Annotated in this window: 21 protein-coding genes; 20 read left to right on the forward strand and 1 reads right to left on the reverse strand. The window is 36.6% G+C overall.

Translation table 11 applies throughout. The annotated features are described in order from the left end of the window. Nucleotides 1-53 precede the first annotated feature (53 nt). From cccB to HF990_RS10185, 20 genes are all read left to right on the forward strand, one after another. Complete coding sequence (cccB, locus tag HF990_RS10090; protein ID WP_168412534.1) at nucleotides 54-416, forward strand: cytochrome c551; 363 nt, start codon at nucleotides 54-56, stop codon at nucleotides 414-416. 134 nt (nucleotides 417-550) lie between these two features. Continuing rightward, the gene (gene hprK / locus HF990_RS10095) at nucleotides 551-1,489 is read left to right on the forward strand and encodes an HPr(Ser) kinase/phosphatase (RefSeq protein WP_016838715.1); all 939 of its coding nucleotides are present in this window, start codon (nucleotides 551-553) and stop codon (nucleotides 1,487-1,489) included. Nucleotides 1,490-1,526: 37 nt separating this feature from the next. Then, on the forward strand, nucleotides 1,527-2,345 hold the full coding sequence (gene lgt, locus HF990_RS10100; protein WP_016838714.1) for a prolipoprotein diacylglyceryl transferase: 819 nt from the start codon (nucleotides 1,527-1,529) through the stop codon (nucleotides 2,343-2,345). Between the two features lie 19 nt (nucleotides 2,346-2,364). Next, entirely contained in the window at nucleotides 2,365-3,303 is a 939-nt protein-coding gene (locus HF990_RS10105) for a nucleoside recognition domain-containing protein (RefSeq protein ID WP_016838713.1), read from the forward strand. Nucleotides 3,304-3,305: 2 nt separating this feature from the next. Beyond that, complete coding sequence (gene ppaX, locus HF990_RS10110; protein WP_016838712.1) at nucleotides 3,306-3,941, forward strand: pyrophosphatase PpaX; 636 nt, start codon at nucleotides 3,306-3,308, stop codon at nucleotides 3,939-3,941. 1 nt (nucleotide 3,942) lies between these two features. Next, on the forward strand, nucleotides 3,943-4,482 hold the full coding sequence (locus tag HF990_RS10115) for an acyltransferase (protein ID WP_168412535.1): 540 nt from the start codon (nucleotides 3,943-3,945) through the stop codon (nucleotides 4,480-4,482). A 247-nt stretch (nucleotides 4,483-4,729) separates the two neighbouring features. Beyond that, nucleotides 4,730-5,893, forward strand: a complete 1,164-nt coding sequence (locus tag HF990_RS10120) for an ATP phosphoribosyltransferase regulatory subunit (protein WP_016838710.1) — start codon at nucleotides 4,730-4,732, stop codon at nucleotides 5,891-5,893. Beyond that, complete coding sequence (gene hisG / locus HF990_RS10125) at nucleotides 5,890-6,516, forward strand: ATP phosphoribosyltransferase (RefSeq protein ID WP_016838709.1); 627 nt, start codon at nucleotides 5,890-5,892, stop codon at nucleotides 6,514-6,516. The genes HF990_RS10120 and hisG overlap by 4 nt, the downstream gene beginning before the upstream one ends. A gap of 17 nt (nucleotides 6,517-6,533) precedes the next feature. After that, nucleotides 6,534-7,814 carry a histidinol dehydrogenase gene (gene hisD, locus HF990_RS10130; RefSeq protein ID WP_016838708.1) on the forward strand — a complete coding sequence of 427 codons (1,281 nt, stop codon included), beginning with the start codon at nucleotides 6,534-6,536 and terminating at the stop codon, nucleotides 7,812-7,814. After that, entirely contained in the window at nucleotides 7,815-8,420 is a 606-nt protein-coding gene (gene hisB, locus HF990_RS10135) for an imidazoleglycerol-phosphate dehydratase HisB (RefSeq protein ID WP_016838707.1), read from the forward strand. After that, on the forward strand, nucleotides 8,417-9,049 hold the full coding sequence (hisH, locus tag HF990_RS10140; RefSeq protein WP_016838706.1) for an imidazole glycerol phosphate synthase subunit HisH: 633 nt from the start codon (nucleotides 8,417-8,419) through the stop codon (nucleotides 9,047-9,049). The genes hisB and hisH overlap by 4 nt, the downstream gene beginning before the upstream one ends. Beyond that, nucleotides 9,050-9,808: an imidazole glycerol phosphate synthase subunit HisF gene (gene hisF / locus HF990_RS10145; protein WP_016838705.1), complete on the forward strand. Its 759-nt coding sequence runs from the start codon at nucleotides 9,050-9,052 to the stop codon at nucleotides 9,806-9,808. It begins immediately after the preceding gene. Further along, complete coding sequence (hisIE, locus tag HF990_RS10150) at nucleotides 9,808-10,452, forward strand: bifunctional phosphoribosyl-AMP cyclohydrolase/phosphoribosyl-ATP diphosphatase HisIE (protein WP_184656236.1); 645 nt, start codon at nucleotides 9,808-9,810, stop codon at nucleotides 10,450-10,452. Before hisF ends, hisIE begins: the two co-directional genes overlap by 1 nt. 117 nt (nucleotides 10,453-10,569) lie before the next feature. Further along, nucleotides 10,570-12,102 carry a tetratricopeptide repeat protein gene (locus tag HF990_RS10155; RefSeq protein WP_016838702.1) on the forward strand — a complete coding sequence of 511 codons (1,533 nt, stop codon included), beginning with the start codon at nucleotides 10,570-10,572 and terminating at the stop codon, nucleotides 12,100-12,102. Nucleotides 12,103-12,164: 62 nt separating this feature from the next. Then, a complete protein-coding gene (trxB, locus tag HF990_RS10160) occupies nucleotides 12,165-13,115 on the forward strand; it encodes a thioredoxin-disulfide reductase (RefSeq protein ID WP_016838700.1) in 951 nt (316 codons plus the stop codon). 255 nt (nucleotides 13,116-13,370) lie between these two features. Continuing rightward, the gene (locus HF990_RS10165) at nucleotides 13,371-13,862 is read left to right on the forward strand and encodes an NUDIX hydrolase (protein ID WP_016838699.1); all 492 of its coding nucleotides are present in this window, start codon (nucleotides 13,371-13,373) and stop codon (nucleotides 13,860-13,862) included. Next, complete coding sequence (rapZ, locus tag HF990_RS10170) at nucleotides 13,855-14,727, forward strand: RNase adapter RapZ (RefSeq protein WP_168412536.1); 873 nt, start codon at nucleotides 13,855-13,857, stop codon at nucleotides 14,725-14,727. Before HF990_RS10165 ends, rapZ begins: the two co-directional genes overlap by 8 nt. A gap of 14 nt (nucleotides 14,728-14,741) precedes the next feature. Further along, on the forward strand, nucleotides 14,742-15,701 hold the full coding sequence (locus tag HF990_RS10175) for a gluconeogenesis factor YvcK family protein (protein WP_016838696.1): 960 nt from the start codon (nucleotides 14,742-14,744) through the stop codon (nucleotides 15,699-15,701). 34 nt (nucleotides 15,702-15,735) lie between these two features. Then, on the forward strand, nucleotides 15,736-16,683 hold the full coding sequence (gene whiA / locus HF990_RS10180) for a DNA-binding protein WhiA (protein ID WP_016838695.1): 948 nt from the start codon (nucleotides 15,736-15,738) through the stop codon (nucleotides 16,681-16,683). Nucleotides 16,684-16,775: 92 nt separating this feature from the next. Further along, a complete protein-coding gene (locus HF990_RS10185; protein ID WP_026019099.1) occupies nucleotides 16,776-17,033 on the forward strand; it encodes an HPr family phosphocarrier protein in 258 nt (85 codons plus the stop codon). A 350-nt stretch (nucleotides 17,034-17,383) separates the two neighbouring features. Here HF990_RS10185 and clpP read toward each other — a convergent pair whose 3' ends face one another. Further along, nucleotides 17,384-17,974 (reverse strand): ATP-dependent Clp endopeptidase proteolytic subunit ClpP, encoded by a 591-nt coding sequence (gene clpP, locus HF990_RS10190; protein WP_016838692.1) that lies wholly within the window; start codon nucleotides 17,972-17,974, stop codon nucleotides 17,384-17,386. Between the last annotated feature and the right edge of the window lie 111 nt (nucleotides 17,975-18,085).

Genomic DNA, 18,085 nt, shown 5'->3' on the forward strand with positions numbered 1-18,085 from the left:
GATATAATGAACATGTATTGCACATTTTTTATTATTTTTTTGGAGGGGTTCAGATGAAAAAAGCATGGTTGGCATTATTATTCGGATCCGCCCTTGTTCTTGGTGCTTGTGGTGACGGCGGAGACGAAGCTACTGACGGAGGTTCAACTAACGACAATACTACAGATGAACAAACAACAGATGGCGGTTCAGAAGCTAACAAAGGTGAAGAACTTGTAATGAGCAGTTGTACAACTTGCCATGGCGGTAACTTGCAAGGTATGGGGAATACTCCAGCACTTTCAGATGTTGGTTCAAGATTGTCTGAAGAAGAAATTTTAGATGTCATTCTAAACGGTAGAGGTGCAATGCCTGGCGGATTACTGAAAGGTGAAGATGCTGAAGCCGCTGCTGCATGGTTGGCACAACAAAAATAATTTTGTTTAAAAAATAAAAGCGTTTACATTAGTGAGTCTTGGGAGACGTTATGAGCACGTCTCCTTTTTTATTTTGGATAAGTATACTATAATGCTAAAATAAATACATATGTGAAAAAAGGTGGGAGAGAAGAATGGCACAAGTAACAACAAAAGATGTAATGGAGAAATTTAAATTAACCCTTGTAAGTGGTCATGAAGGGATTGGTCGCCATATCACAACGAGCGATATTTCTAGACCAGGCTTAGAAATGGCAGGTTATTTTACCCATTATCCTGCGAATCGTGTGCAACTTATTGGAAGAACGGAATTATCATTCTTTGAAATGCTCCCTCCGGAATTAAGGCAAGAGCGGATGATGAAACTATGTTCGCAGGAAACACCAGCAATTATTATTTCGAGAAATATGGATGTTCCTCAAGAATTAATTGATGCTTCTAATGAAAACAATGTACCAGTATTAGTTACGTCTATGAAAACAACAAGGTTTTCAAGTAGACTTACCAATTATTTGGAAAGTAAATTAGCACCTTCTACAGCCATCCATGGTGTATTAGTCGATGTGTATGGAATAGGTGTCTTAATTATTGGAAAAAGTGGAGTAGGGAAAAGTGAGACAGCTTTAGAATTAATTAAGAAAGGACATCGACTCGTAGCGGATGATTGTGTAGAAATTCGACAAGAAGCCGAAGATATATTGATTGGGAGTCCCCCACCTTTACTAGAGCATTTATTAGAAATTCGCGGAATCGGCATTATCAATATTATGACTTTATTTGGTGCAAGTGCAGTTCGACCATATAAACGCATTACATTAATCGTGGAGTTGGAAACTTGGGATCCAAATAAAACTTACGATCGATTAGGGCTAGATGAAGAAAAAATGAAAATCATTGATACGGAAATTACAAAATTAACGATTCCGGTTCGCCCTGGACGAAATGTTTCCGTTATTATTGAAGTAGCAGCAATGAATTATCGTTTAAAAAGGATTGGCATCAATCCTGCATTGGAATTCTCAAGAAGATTAGACGAAGTTATTGCAATGCATGATGAGATTGATGAATATTAATTATTGAAAGATGATTTTAAATTTGAAAGGAGTTCATATGGATAATATTTTGTTAGCAATCGATCCGGTTGCCTTTAGCATAGGTCCATTATCTGTGCGATGGTATGGTATTATCATCGTTACTGGTATCATCATTGCTTATTTTGTCGCACAAGCGGAAGGAAAAAAACGTGGATTGCCTGAAGATTTCTTTGGAGATTTGTTGCTTTGGGCAGTGCCGATTTCCATACTTTGTGCCCGCCTATATTATGTCATCATGAAATGGGATTATTATGGTGCTAATCCAGAGAAAATTATTGAGATTTGGAACGGTGGTATTGCTATACACGGAGCATTGATTGGGGCAATTACGACTGCATATGTTTTCTGTCGTGTGAAAAAAGTAAGCTTTTTAAAAGTTGCGGATATTGCTGCTCCAAGTATATTAATTGGCCAAATCTTAGGTCGTTGGGGAAATTTCATGAATCAAGAAGCATATGGCGGCCCCGTTTCCCGTGAATTTTTAGAAAGTTTATTTTTGCCAGATTGGATTATTGAGCAAATGTACATTCATGATTTAGGGACATATGTTCATCCAACTTTTTTATATGAATCATTATGGAATTTAGTGGGCTTAATTATTTTATTGCTATTTAGAAAAGCCAATTTACAACGAGGGGAAATTTTCTTCTCTTATTTAATTTGGTATTCAATAGGACGATTCTTTATTGAAGCGATGAGAACAGATAGCTTGTATTTAATTGGAGATTTACGTTCAGCCCAAGTCGTTTCAGTGACGTTAATCATCGTCGGATTTGCCAGCATTTTTTATCGCAGATGGAAAGTTCGTCCTGTTGTTCGATATCTTGATGAATAGATAGAAAGGAAAAATGAGAATGTCAACGTTGAAAAAGGGGTTCATTGCAGGCGGTAAAACAGCCTGGTCTTTAAGTAAAGTTATTTTTCCAATTACGTTTATTGTGACAATTTTACAATTTACACCAATATTACCTTGGCTCATTGACTTGATTGAACCATTCATGGGAATTCTAGGATTAAGTGGTGAAGCCGCTATTCCCCTTGTGCTAGGGAACTTTTTAAATTTATATGCAGGGATTGCTGGAATACTTTCAGTTGAGTTGACTGTCAAAGAAGTGTTTATTCTTGCAGTTATGCTATCTTTCTCCCACAACATTTTCATTGAAACAGGTGTTGCATTAAAGGTAGGAGTAAAACTATGGGTAATTCTTACTGTTAGATTTGGTTTAGCGATTTTATCTGCTTTAGTGATTCGATTTCTTTGGAACGGTGGAGGAGAAATTGCAAAGTATGGCTTAGTTCCTGCACAAAATCCTAATCCGGACGGTTGGGGAGAAATATTATTACTTGGACTCCAAAAAGCGAGTTTAGGGATTTTGCAATTATTAATTATTGTCATTCCTTTAATGATTGTCGTGCAATATTTACGTGACTATCATTTCTTAGATAAATTATCAAATTTACTGGCTCCATTGACGAAAGTAATTGGAGTAAAACCAAATGCAGCGATGACATTAGTTGCTGGATTAGTAATTGGTTTAGCCTATGGAGCAGGTGTGATGATTCAATCAGTACAAGAAGATGGTGTGAGTAAAAAAGATGCTACATTATGCTTTATCTTTTTAGTTGCATGTCACGCGGTGATTGAGGATACGCTTATTTTTGCGCCTTTAGGAATTCCGATTTTACCTTTATTAATTATACGAGTAATTACAGCATTTGTACTGACGATTATTGTTGCATTTATTTGGAATAGAACAGAACTAAAGGCATTAAATAGGGAAGTGGTCCAGTAAGAATGAAAGCCTTATTATTTGACTTTGATGGAACGTTATTAAATACAAATGAATTAATTATCCAAACATTTATGCATGTATTAAACGACAAATTTCCTGGGCAATATTCGCCACAAGATTGCATCAACTTCATTGGTCCGTCATTAAAAGAGACTTTTGAACAAATTGCGCCAAATGAAGTCGATGAAATGATTGCAAAATATCGCCAATGGAATCATGCTTATCATGATCATTATGTGAAAGAGTTCGATGGTGTCAATGAAACTTTAGAAGAATTAAAAAAGCAAGGGCATAAATTAGCAATTGTCTCAACGAAAAAAAGGGATACGATCGAACGAGGACTTCAATTCATGAAAGCAGAACATTACTTTGATTTCTGGATAGGTTTAGAAGATGTTACGAAAGTAAAACCAGATCCGGAACCAGTTTTATTAGCATTAGAGCGTTTGAAAATGCCAAAAGAGAAAGCTTTGATGATTGGGGATAATTATCACGATATTTTAGCAGGAAAAAATGCAGGTATTAAAACAGCTGGAGTTGCTTGGTCAATTAAAGGAGAAGAATATTTAAGACAATTCCAACCGGATTATATGTTGCATCATATTTCCGATTTACTAACAATCGTGAAGGGGTTGTAATATGCGGAGAACTGAAACATACAAAGTTCAAGGAGGCGCCAACTCTTTATGGCATGTATATAAAACCGTTTCTTTATGGAAGGTTGTAAAATGTTTTATTTTTATTCAAATTGGTCGAATTACTCCGTTTATGGGATTAAAAAATTGGATTTATCGCACCTTTTTGAAAATGAAAATCGGGAAGAGAACTTCTCTTGCACTAATGGTAATGCCTGACACGATGTTTCCAGAGCGTATTTCAATTGGTGATAACACGATTATTGGATATAATACAACGATTTTAGCTCATGAATATTTAATTGATGAATATCGATTAGGCGATGTGAAAATAGGAAATGAAGTGATGGTGGGAGCGAATTCCACCATCTTGCCTGGTGTCGAAATTGGCGATGGAGCAATCGTTTCGGCTGCTACATTAGTGAATAAAGATGTTCCAGCTGGGGCGATGGTCGGTGGAAATCCCATGCGCATCATTTTCACAGCTGAAGAAATGGCGGAGCGGAGAAGAAAAAAACAGGTGAGTGGGAAAGAGGATGTTTAGAAAGATGAATCTTTCTAGGCATCTTTTTTTATAAAATAGGAGTAATTAAAAGTTCTATTCAAAGGATATAACATAATCACTCAAATTATCAGAATAGTAGAAACAGTTTAGAAAATATATAATTTCCTATTACCTCCAATTTTGAATTGACGAATCTTTGAAAGTTCGATAAAATGCTTTCATATACTAATTCTCTAATTATCTAACACTCTAATATGTTAAAGTATAAATAACAGGATGTGTGAATATGTCATCAATCAAAAAGTTTGAAAAACCTCTAGGAATGAGAGATACATTCCCGCCTATATATGAAAAGATCGAAAGAACAAGGCAAATAGGTCGACAATTTTTACGTTCTCGTGGGTTTGATTTTATTGAGACACCAACTTTAGAATATTACGATACTGTTGGAAAAGCATCAGCTATTTCTGACGCATCCCTTTTTAAATTGGTGGATAGCCAAGGAAATACCCTTGTCTTGCGTCCTGATATGACGACACCCATCACAAGGGTTGCGACATCTAAATTATTAAAAGAAAAAATCCCACTCCGACTAGCTTATTCGGCAAATGTTTTCCGTGCGCAACAAATGGAAGGTGGAAGACCAGCCGAATTTGGTCAGATGGGCATTGAAATTATTGGAGATAAATCGGTTTACGCTGATGCGGAAGTACTGATAATAGTAATCGAATTGATGAAAGAGTTTGGAATTGAATCATTCAAATTAACCATTGGGCATGCAGGTGTACTGCATGATATTTTAAATGATTATACAGACCACGATTATCAACGGGAAACTTTACAAAGATTGCTTGTTGAGCGTAACTATGTGGGATTTGAAGAAGCGGTGCATGAATTTGATTTGCCTGTAACAAAAGCAAATGCATTGCTCGAATTTATTAATGAAGCAACAAACTTAGCTGCCATCGAAGATATGGAAAAATATGTACGAAAAAACGATGGTGTAGAATATATGAAACAACTTGCTAAATTAATTGAAGCATGCAATCTTTCACAATATGTTTCTTTCGATTTTACACTATCTAGCCACATGAATTATTATACTGGCATGTTATTTGAGATTTTCGCATCAGGAAGTGGTTTCCCACTAGGAAATGGTGGACGTTATGATGGTTTATTAAATTTATTCGGTAGTGATGTAGGAGCAACAGGTTTTGGCATTCGCATCGATCGACTTCTTGAGGCATTGCCTAAAGAAGAAATGGTTGAAGAGACTGTTTGCATCCTATTTGAAGATGAGGAATTTAATAGGGCGTTAGAACTTGCAAATAAGTTAAGACAACAGGGTGCTCGTGTAACGGTACAAGCGAAAGAAGGATTGATTAATAAAGATGCATTTACAAAATTGTTTAGTCGGGTCGTTGAATTGAGCCAGGGGGAAGAACAATGAATAGTGAATTAACGATTGCTATGCCGAAAGGACGCATTTTTGAAGAAGCGTTTCAAATGTTAATAGATGCTGGATTTCAATTGCCGGAAGAAGTGGAAATGTCACGGAAGCTAATGATTGAAATTCCAGAAGAGAACATTCGATTTATTTTAGCGAAACCAATGGATGTTCCCGTTTATGTAGAGCATGGCGTTGCAGATATTGGAATTGCAGGGAAGGACGTATTATTAGAACAGCAAAGAATTGTGCATGAGCTATTGGATTTAAAAATTAGTAAATGTCATATCGCATCAGCAGGCTTGCCAAATACAGAAATGGATGAAATTGCACCTCGCATAGCTACGAAATATCCAAATATTGCAATGAATTATTATAAGGGCATTGGTGAGCAAGTGGAAATCATTGAATTGAACGGGTCTATTGAACTTGCGCCGATGATTGGTCTTGCTGATCGCATTGTGGATATTGTTTCAACGGGAAGAACATTAAAGGAAAATGGACTAGTGGAATATGAACACATTGCCGATGTGTCTTCTCGTTTAATTGCAAACCCAGTAAGCTACAGAATGAAAAATGCACGAATTCAAGAAATTGTATCCCGATTGAAGAAAATTGTGAAATAGAGGGAAGGTCAAACAACATGAAAATTTCTAAGTTATCTAAAAACATTTCGTTAAAAAGAGAACTTGAGAGCGGAAATGAAGAGCAGCTAAAAACGGTACGTCAAGTGTTGGCAGATGTTCGTGAAAACGGCGATCAAGCTGTTCGTAAATATACGGAAATGTGGGATGGAATTGTTCTTTCTGATTTACGTGTGACAGAAGAAGAAATCAATGAAGCGCTTCAACACTTTGACCCTCAATTAAAGCAGGACTTAGAAGAAGCGGCAAACAATATTCGCAATTATCACGAAGCGCAAAAAAGAAATGGGTATACATTGCCGTTAACTGACGGATCGTACCTTGCTCAACGGATTGTTCCACTAGATTCGGTAGGATTATACGTGCCGGGTGGGTCTGCCGCTTATCCTTCCTCTGTATTGATGAATGTTATTCCTGCTCAAGTTGCAGGGGTAAAACGCATCGTCATTACTTCTCCTTGTGGAAAGGATGGTAAACTTCCCCCTGCAGTTCTTGTTTCAGCTAACATTCTGGGCGTGAATGAAATTTATAAAATTGGCGGTGCCCAAGCGATTGCAGCGTTGGCCTATGGAACGGAATCAATTGCTCCTGTCGATAAAATTACAGGTCCAGGGAACATTTTTGTTGCATTAGCAAAAAGAGAAGTATTTGGTGAAGTAGCGATTGATATGATTGCTGGACCAAGTGAAATTTGTATAATCGCAGATGATTCGGCTTATCCAGATGAAATCGCAGCAGATTTATTAAGCCAAGCGGAACATGACAAACAGGCATGCGCCATTCTAATTACAACGAGCGAAAAGTTGGCACAAGCTGTGAGCGAACAGGTGGAAAATCAATTAAAACAACTTCCGAGAGAAGAAATTGCAAGAGCTTCTATTGAAAACTTTGGACATATTTATATTGCAGAAAATATGGATCAGGCAGTGGAAGCAGTAAATACGCTTGCACCTGAACACTTAGAAATTGTGACTGAAAATGCGGAAAAAGTGAGTGAGGGTATCCGCCATGCGGGTGCAATCTTTATCGGCCGTTACAGCTCTGAGCCGGTCGGGGATTACTTTGCTGGTCCGAACCACGTATTGCCGACAAATAGCACAGCGCGCTTTGCTAGCGGATTAAATGTAGATGATTTTATTAAAAAGACAAACATTGTTTATTATACAGAACAAACATGGAAAGAGAATGTGCAAAAAATTGCAAGACTTGCCCGCATGGAAGGCTTAGAAGCTCACGCAAGAGCTGTAGAATCGAGAGGTTGGAAGAAAGGTGAAAACTAAATGACACAAACAAAGAAACGATTTGCTCAAATCGAACGAACAACGAAAGAAACGCAAATCAAAATAGAATTTTATTTAGATGGAGAAGGAAAAGCAGAAGTTGATACAGGTGTTCCTTTTATGGATCACATGCTCGATTTGTTTATGAAGCATGGATTGTTTGATGGGAAGATTGTTGCAAACGGTGATACTCATATTGATGATCATCATACAACAGAAGATCTCGGAATCGTTTTAGGACAAGCAGTTCGAGAAGCGTTAGGTGATAAACGAGGCATTCGTCGATACGGAAATGCTTTTGTACCAATGGATGATGCATTGGCACAAGTGGTTGTAGACTGCTCTAATCGTCCTCACTTAGAATATCGTGTTGCGCCTGAATTGAAGGAAAAAGTAGGAACATTCGATACGGAATTAGTACATGAATTTTTATGGAAGTTTGCTTTAGAAGCAAGAATGAATGTCCATGTAATCGTTCCTTATGGACATAACACACATCATATTATAGAAGCGATTTTTAAAGCCCTTGCTCGCGCGATTGATGACGCTGTTCAAATCGATCCACGAGTTAAAGGAGTACCTTCAACGAAAGGACTACTTACATGAAAATTGGTGTAATCGATTATGGCATGGGAAATTTATTTAGCGTTGTACAAGCGTTAAAAAAATTAGATGCAGAAGTAATTCTTTCATCCAAAACAGAGGTGTTAAGTGAAGCTGATGCTCTCATATTGCCCGGAGTCGGCGCTTTTCCTGATGCAATGAAGAAGCTAAAAGAAACTGGGCTTGATCAGTTTATTCGAAATGAAGTAAAGAACAGTAAACCACTTCTTGGCATTTGTTTAGGAATGCAGCTGTTATTTGAAGAAAGTGAAGAAGTTGCTCCGACAAAAGGTTTCGGATTTTTTGAAGGAAAAATCGTTCGTTTTTCTGGAATTTCTGAGCAGGGAGAAAAATACCGAGTTCCTCATATGGGCTGGAACTCATTGATATTTCACTCAATTCCAAAATGGTTAGAGGGGGAAGGAATGCCAGAGGACAAACATGTCTATTTTGTTCACTCTTATTATGCAAATACTACCTCCTCTCAAGTGGTGGCATCTGCCGACTATTTTGGTGTGAATGTTCCCGGCATTGTTCAAAGCGGCAATGTTTGCGGTATGCAGTTCCATCCTGAAAAATCAGGAGAATTCGGCGTTTATTTACTGAAAAAGTGGCTGCAAGGGGTGAATTAGATGTTAACAAAACGGATCATACCTTGTTTAGATGTAAAAGATGGAAGAGTCGTAAAGGGTATACAATTTGTAGGTCTGCGGGATGCAGGAGATCCGGTAGAATTGGCAAAGTATTATGATGAACAAGGTGCAGATGAACTTGTGTTTTTAGATATATCAGCCTCTTTCGAAGGCAGACAAACGATGGTTGAAGTTGTGAAAAAAACGGCTACAGAACTTGCGATTCCATTTACGGTGGGAGGCGGAATTCGCACGTTAGAGGATATGAAACGAATTTTACGAGCTGGAGCGGATAAGGTATCAGTCAACACATCAGCAATCGAAAGACCAGAATTAATTAGAGAAGGTGCAGATTATTTTGGCTCGCAATGCATTGTTGTCGCTATTGATGCACGTTATTCTGAAGAAGACGGTACTTGGATGGTTTATACCCATGGTGGGCGAAATAAAACGAATTGGACTGCTGTTGAATGGGCAAAAAAAGCGGTGGAACTTGGAGCAGGAGAAATTTTATTAACAAGTATGAATAGAGATGGCGAAAAAACAGGATTTGATTTAGCGTTAACGAAAGCAATTCGTGATGCGGTGACTGTGCCGGTTATCGCAAGCGGTGGTGCAGGCAATAAGGAGCATTTCCGAGAAGTATTACAAGATGTTGATGCTGACGCAGCCCTTGCAGCATCGATTTTCCACTATAAAGAAACAAGCGTGGCAGAAGTAAAAGCCTATTTGCGCGAAAAAGGAGTTTGTGTCAGATGATGAAAATTGAAAATTTAAAATTTGATGAAAAGGGTTTAATCCCTGCTGTTGTACAAGATGCACGTACGAAAGAAATATTAACAGTCGCTTATATGAATTTAGAATCGCTACATAAAACGGTGGAAACTGGAGAAACGTGGTTTTTTTCACGTTCTCGTAATGAACTTTGGCATAAAGGAGAAACGAGCGGAAATACGCAAAAGGTTGTTTCAATAACAACTGATTGCGACCAAGATGCGCTAGTTGTTGAAGTCATCCCTGCTGGCCCTGCTTGTCATAATGGAACAACTTCCTGCTTCACAGAAACAGTTGTGGAGAAAGGGAAAGTTGGAAGCGTTGGTATTATCCCAGAATTAGTAGAAATCATTGAGAAACGCGAAAAAGAGATGCCAGAAGGAGCTTATACTACTTATTTATTCAATGAAGGCATTGATAAAATCTGTAAAAAAGTTGGCGAAGAAGCAACAGAAGTAGTGATTGGTGCGAAAAATAGAAATCCGGAAGAAGTAAAATGGGAAGCAGCTGATTTGATTTATCATCTACTTGTATTATTACAGGAACAAAAAATTAGCGTGTACGATGTGCTAGAAGTGTTGGTAGAACGCCATCAACAAAAGAGAGCGAGCACAAAAAATACAAAATAATTTCATCATTCTTTTAAAGCATTTGCCATGACGTAGGTTGGAAATGTGATATAATAAAATGGATTAGAAAAGGAACGTTTTTAAAACGTTCCTTATTTATTGTCTCGGAGGTTCATTTTGGAAAAGAAGCAACAGAAAGGTAAAAACAACATTGTCTCGTTTATTCCAGATGGTGAATATTATTTCAATAAAGCAATAAAAGCGTTGGAAAAGGACCAAATGGATCGAGCGTATAAATATATGAAAAGAGCTGCAGAATTGAGTCCGGATGATGCTCATGTATTAATGCATTATGGCCTATTAGAATTAAGCGCCCAAAATTTTGAAAAGGCTTATGAATTGATTCATACTGCATATTGCATTGAACCAGATGAACCGGAACATATTTATTATTTAGCGGAAGTGTCCGGTTATTTAGGTTTAATGAATGATGCAAAAAAATATGCAGAAAAATATTTAGAACTTGATCCTGATGGTTATTATGCATTGGAAGCTAAGGAAATAATCGATTTCGCTTATTTTGAACAAAATGAATTGGAAGATTTGGAAGAGGATTCATACGATCAATTCATTCAGCAAGAAAAAGCTCGTCGATTAATGGAAAATAGCCAATTTAATGAAGCGATTGAAGTGTTAGAAGAGCTTGTTGATCAATATCCTGAGCTTTGGGCTGCTTATAACAATTTATCTCTTGCATACTTTTATGTAGGAGATTTGGAACAATCAAAAGCAGTTTTACATCATGTTCTTCGAGAAAATGTTGGAAATTTGCATGCATTATGTAATTTAACCATCATTGCATATTATGAAAAAGACGAGTCAAATCTGAAACAATTAGTGGACATATTAAAAAAAGTACATCCATTTGATTTTGATAATCGATATAAACTTGGTGCAACATTAGCATTGATTGGAGAATATGATTTAGCCTACAAATGGCTTCACAGCATGTCGAAACGAATGGCACCAAGTGATTCAGGTTTTTATTTTTGGTTAAGTCAAGCGGCTTACTTTTCCAATCATGTGAAGGAAGCTGAAAAAGCTTGGGAAATGTTAATTCGTATTGATCCTTCGAAAAAGGGAATGGAGCCATGGAAACACATTAAAAATAAAGAAATCACAGAAATTCCAACGCTTGATCAAAATCGAGAATACATTATTAAGAAAATTAATAGCGATTATCCGGCACATCGAATGTTTGGCTTTTTCCTGCTCAGTAAATCGGCATTTAAACAGGAAATTATTTCTCATCCAAAATTAATAGATCTTTCAAAATACAACGGCTTAGAAAAACTTTGTTTAGCTTATGCACTTAATCATCAATTTAATCTTAAAAACAAAATGGAAAGAAATTTCACTCGTTTAATTGGAGTGGCGGAAGAACTTTATAATAAAACGGAAGCATTAACACTTGAATTACAATACTTATATCAAATGTGGTTTGTCCTATCTGAAAAAGCCTTTTTGAATGGCTATGAATTTAAAAATGTAAAAGCTCTTGCCGCTGCAGTGGAATATATGTATTTTTCAACGGTTAAGTCAAATCGAGTGACGAAAAAACAATTTGCGGAAAAACACGAAATTACTGTTTCTACATTAACGAAGTATGTTGACCAATTACTAAAATTTCTACCTTTTGACGAGGAATAAGCAAACTATTTGAAGTTCCTAATTCGTTAGACTACATTAGAAGTAATTAGGAGGAATTAAAAATGGCTGAAGAAAAAATTTATGATTGCATTATTATCGGGGCAGGTCCAGCAGGGATGACTGCAGCGGTATATACTTCACGTGCAAACCTTTCAACTTTAATGTTAGAACGTGGAATTCCTGGCGGGCAAATGGCAAATACGGAAGAAGTGGAAAACTATCCAGGATTTGAATCCATTTTAGGACCAGAATTATCAACAAAAATGTTTGAACATGCGAAAAAATTCGGTGCGGAGTATGCTTATGGCGATGTAACAGAAATCATTGATGGAGAGGAATATAAAATCATCAAAGCAGGTTCAAAAGAGTATAAAGCTCGTTCCATCATCATCGCAACTGGTGCTGAATATAAAAAATTAGGAGTTCCTGGTGAAAGCGAACTAGGAGGCCGTGGTGTTAGTTATTGTGCAGTATGTGACGGAGCTTTCTTTAAAGGAAAGAATTTAATTGTTGTCGGTGGTGGAGACTCAGCAGTTGAAGAAGGAGTATATTTAACTCGATTTGCTGAAAAAGTTACAATCGTGCACCGCCGCGATAAATTACGTGCACAGAAAATTTTACAAGACCGCGCTTTCGCTAATGAAAAAGTTGACTTCATTTGGAACCACACAGTGAAAGAAATTAACGAGAAAGACGGAAAAGTCGGCAGTGTAACGCTTGTTTCAACAGTAGATGGTTCTGAAAAGGAAGTTCCATGTGATGGTGTCTTTGTTTATATCGGTATGGTACCATTAACTGCTCCGTTTAAAAATTTAGGTATTTTAAACGATGATGGTTATATTATGACAAATGAAAAAATGGAAACATCTGTAAAAGGTATTTTTGCAGCAGGAGACGTACGTGATAAAATGTTGCGACAAATTGTTACAGCAACGGGAGACGGAAGTATTGCAGCCCAGTCTGCGCAACATTATGTTGAAGAACTAAAAGAAAAATTAGTGAACAAAAGGTAATGAGAAATTAACTATATTGTAACTTTTATTACCATTGATAAGGGGTATAATAAAATTAGAATTTAACCCCCCTTTTAGATTTATATATTTTGTTGTTTCCATTTTGGGAACAACTTTTTTTTTGAATATTCTACGGAACGCCTTCCAATCATAAATTAAAATAATAGATTGTTTCCATAGCATTTTTTGTACCGAACGAAAAGAGTCGCGGTATAATAACAGTAGTAGGAGTAACAAAGATTCGAGGTGTCGTTTATGCAAAGAATTGCAAATTTATTAGCAATACAAGATGGACAAGTTCTGCTTCTTAAAAAACCGAGAAGAGGTTGGTATGTCGCACCAGGCGGGAAAATGGAAAGCGGTGAATCCATTGTTGAAGCAGCAGTAAGGGAATTTCGAGAGGAGACGAATGTTACTCCTAAAAATGCCCATTTAAAAGGTGTCAATACAATTGTTATTAAAGAAAATGATGAAGTAATTGATGAATGGATGCTATTTACATTTGTAGCGACTGGTGTTGAAGGAATTCCAGATAAAGAAAATCGAGAGGGAATTTTAGAGTGGCGTCCAATTGAAGATCTTTACCACCTTCCAATGGCGGAAGGAGATCGAAAAAATTTATTATTTGCAGCGCTAAAACAAGGGATTCAATACGGTACGTGTGTTTATACAAAAGATTATGAATTAATCGAGGCGAAATATCAAACTTCGATGGAGCTAATCGAAGGGGATGAAAAAAATGGGTGAAATCGATCACGAACATGAATTAGTCATCATTACTGGCATGTCCGGTGCAGGCAAAACAGTAGCTGTTCAAAGTTTTGAAGATCTAGGGTATTATTGTATAGATAATTTACCTCCAGAATTGTTAACAACTTTTTTAAGATTGATGAAACAGTCGAAAAAAAGAATTTCAAAAGTTGCAGCAGTAATGGATATGCGAGGGGGAGAATTTTTCAACTCTCTCATTGATGCACTTGATATTTTAGAAAAAGAGAAAAATGTAAAGATGCGAGTTTTATTTTTAGACGCAGATGATGAAACGCTCGTTCGTCGATATAAAGAAACGAGACGCCAACATCCGTTAGCACAGGGTGGATTACCATTAGATGGAATAAAAAAAGAAAGAGAAATGCTATCAGAGCTAAAAGGCAGGGCTCATTATATTTACAATACCTCCAATATGAAACCACGAGAGCTTCGTGAGCGAATTGGAGAGGAATTCGCCGTATCAACGAGTCCAAAGTTTTCAATCAATGTGATGTCTTTTGGCTATAAAAATGGAATTCCTATTGATGCGGACTTAGTATTCGATGTAAGATTCTTAAAAAACCCTTATTATGTTGAGGAATTGCGCAATAAAACAGGGTTGGATAAAGAAGTCTATGATTACGTTTATAGCACAAATGAAACACGATTATTAATTCAAAAATTAGAAAACTTATTTGATTTTATTATTCCTCAATATGTTAAAGAAGGAAAATCGCAATTGGTGATTGCCTTTGGATGTACAGGCGGTCAACATCGCTCTGTAACATTAACTGAATATTTTGGAAAATATTTAAGTGAAAAATATCAAACGGAAATAACACACCGTGATATTCGATCTTAGAGAGGATTGTTTTAATGGAAAAAATCAATATCGTTGTCATTGGAGGAGGGACCGGTTTATCAACAGTATTACGCGGGTTAAAACTCTATCCATTTCATATTACTGCCATTGTCACGGTAACGGATGATGGCGGTTCTTCCGGAAGACTTCGGGATGATTATGATATTCCGCCTCCTGGAGACATTCGGAATGTCATTGCCGCTTTATCTGATACGGAGCCTTTAGTGGAACAGATGTTTCAATATCGCTTTTCCAATTCAAAAGATCTTGGGGGTCATTCATTAGGGAATTTAATGATTACTGCATTGACTGACATCATTGGCGATTTTTCCAGTGCCATTGCCGAGATGAGTAAAGTGTTGAAAGTTCACGGAAAAGTTATTCCATCAGCAAATAGACAAGTGAATTTACATGCAGAATTGTGGGACGGAGAAATCATAAAGGGTGAATCGAAAATTCCTTTATCCAACAAACGCATAAAGCGCGTTTTTTTAGTGCCAGAAGATGTAAAGCCCCTTCCAGAAGCAATAAGTGCAATCAAAAATGCAGATTTGATACTAATCGGTCCTGGTAGTCTTTATACAAGCATCATACCGAATTTGATAGTGAAAGAAATCGGTGAAACTGTTGTACAATCGAAGGCTAGAAAAATTTACATTTGCAATTTAATGACGCAACAAGGGGAAACGAATCAATATAAAGCGGCTGATCATGTCAAAGCAATATATGAGCATGTCGGGAAACCGTTCTTAGATGCCATTTTAGTGAACAGCAATGATTTGCCATCCCCCATAAAAGCAAATTATAAAGAACAAAACGCTGAACCCGTTAAAGTTGATGTGGAAGAATTAGAAAAGCTCGGATTAGAAATAATTAAAAAAGATATCGCTACAATTAAAAACGGCGTTGTGCGACATGAAGGTGAAGCGATTGCAGAATGGTTACTCGATTACTCATTAAAAATAAAAAATTAGTATGAACGATTTACATAAGAGAGGGGGGGCTTCGATGTCATTTGCTTCAGAAACGAAAAAAGAATTGACTCAAATTGAAGAGAGCGATCAATGTTTAAAAGCAGAAGTCTCTGCAATTATCCGCATGAATGGGACGCTCTCTTTTTCAAATAAACAACTTAGTTTAGATGTGCAAACAGAAAACGCTGCAATAGCTAGAAGAATTTATACGATTATTAAAAAGCTTTATCCATATAATGTAGAATTGCTGGTTCGCAAAAAAATGAGATTAAAGAAAAATAACGTTTACATTTGTCGCATTCGTGAAGGTGCGCAAGAAATATTAAAAGATCTTGATATTTTACAAGGAGAGTTTCAATTAAATCATTCTATTTCCCAATCGTTATTGAAAACAGATGAGCAAAAAAGAGCCTACTTAAGAGGAGCTTTTTTAGCTGGTGGATCTGTTAATAATCCAGAGACGTCATCGTATCATTTAGAAATTTATTCAATGTATAAAGAGCATAGTGAAGCTTTAGCCAATTTGATGAATGAATTTCAATTAAATGCGAAAACCATTGATCGTAAAAAAGGGCACATTACTTATTTAAAAGAAGCGGAAAAAATTTCAGATTTTCTTGGCTTAACTGGCGCATTTCAAGCGATGTTAAAGTTTGAAGATGTTCGTATTTTACGAGATATGCGTAATAGCGTGAATCGAATCGTGAATTGCGAAACAGCAAACTTAAATAAAACCATTGGTGCAGCATTAAGGCAAGTAGAAAACATAAAATTTATTGATCAAACAATTGGTATCGATAATTTGCCAGAAAAATTGCGAGAAGTCGCTAGGCTACGCATCGAACATCAAGATGTCACGTTAAAAGAATTAGGAGAAATGGTGTCGACGGGAACAGTCAGCAAGTCAGGAATCAATCATCGTTTAAGAAAGATTGATGAAATTGCCGAAAAGCTGCGCCGTGGCGAAAAAGTAATAAAATAATAAAATTGAATTCACATTGTTCTTTTTAAATAATTTCGTTAAGATAGATATAAAATGAGATGAACGGTTTTAGAAAGGGTGTGAAAATGAAAATGGTTGAAACCACAGTGGAGGTTAAACTGAAGACCGGCTTGCAAGCTCGACAAGCGGCGTTGTTTGTTCAAGAGGCGAATCGTTATAAGGCAGATATTTTTCTGCAAAAAGATGATAAAAAAGTAAATGCAAAATCTATAATGGGAATTATGAGCTTAGCCATTGCAAGAGGTACAACAGTAAAATTAATCGCTGAGGGTAATGATGAAAATGAGGCAATTGAAGGATTATCTTCCTTCATCCAAAAAGAAGTTTGATTTATGAAAAAATTGAAAACGCTCGCAATTTTTCGAATCATTTCGAGAATTGTGAGTTTTTTTATTTTTAAATATTCAAACAAATTTTCAAGTGGGGAATATAACAAAGAATAGGGTTTGAACGAAACGATATATTAGTATAAATTATGATGAATATTTGATATGTCGATTTGAGTAAAGACGGCAAGTAAACTTGTCGCATACGCTTTGTCGCAATTTATTAATGACAAAACCTAGGGTTGAAAAAGGGCGAGGGCCTCGAGTTTGGCCTTGGAATCCAGCGAAAGAAAATCGATAAAATAAAAAATTATCACCCAATAATAATTGGGTGACAATTTTTATTTACGTGATTATTTTTCCTCACTTGAAGAAATAATGTGGTCAATTAAACCGTATTCTTTAGCTTGTTCAGCTGTCATGAAGTTATCACGGTCTGTATCTTGCGCAATTTTTTCAATTGGTTGACCAGTATGATCAGCCAATAGTCTATTTAATTTATCACGTAAGAATAGAATGCGCTTAGCTGCAATTTCAATTTCAGTAGCTTGCCCTTGAGCACCGCCAAGTGGTTGGTGAATCATCACTTCTGCGTTAGGCAATGCATAACGTTTTCCTTTTGCACCTGCAGATAGGAGGAAAGCACCCATGGAAGCTGCCATACCGATACAAATTGTTTGTACATCTGGTTTAATATATTGCATTGTATCGTAGATTGCCATACCTGCAGTAATTGAACCACCTGGTGAGTTAATGTATAACGAAATATCTTTTTCTGGATCTTCTGCAGCTAAGAATAACAATTGTGCTACAATAGAGTTTGCTACATTATCATCAATTGGGCTTCCAAGTAATATAATTCGGTCTTTTAATAGGCGAGAATAAATATCGTAAGCACGCTCACCACGACTTGTTTGCTCAATAACTGTAGGAACTAAATTCATTATTACGTCCTCCTTAAACCAATAATTGATTTTCTTTATATTTCTACGTACCGAAACGGAAATTGTTTCAGCTTGTATGTTTATCATACACATATTAGTCAAGAATGGTCA

Source organism: Ureibacillus thermosphaericus (genome assembly GCF_012396605.1).
GTDB lineage: Bacteria > Bacillota > Bacilli > Bacillales_A > Planococcaceae > Ureibacillus > Ureibacillus thermosphaericus.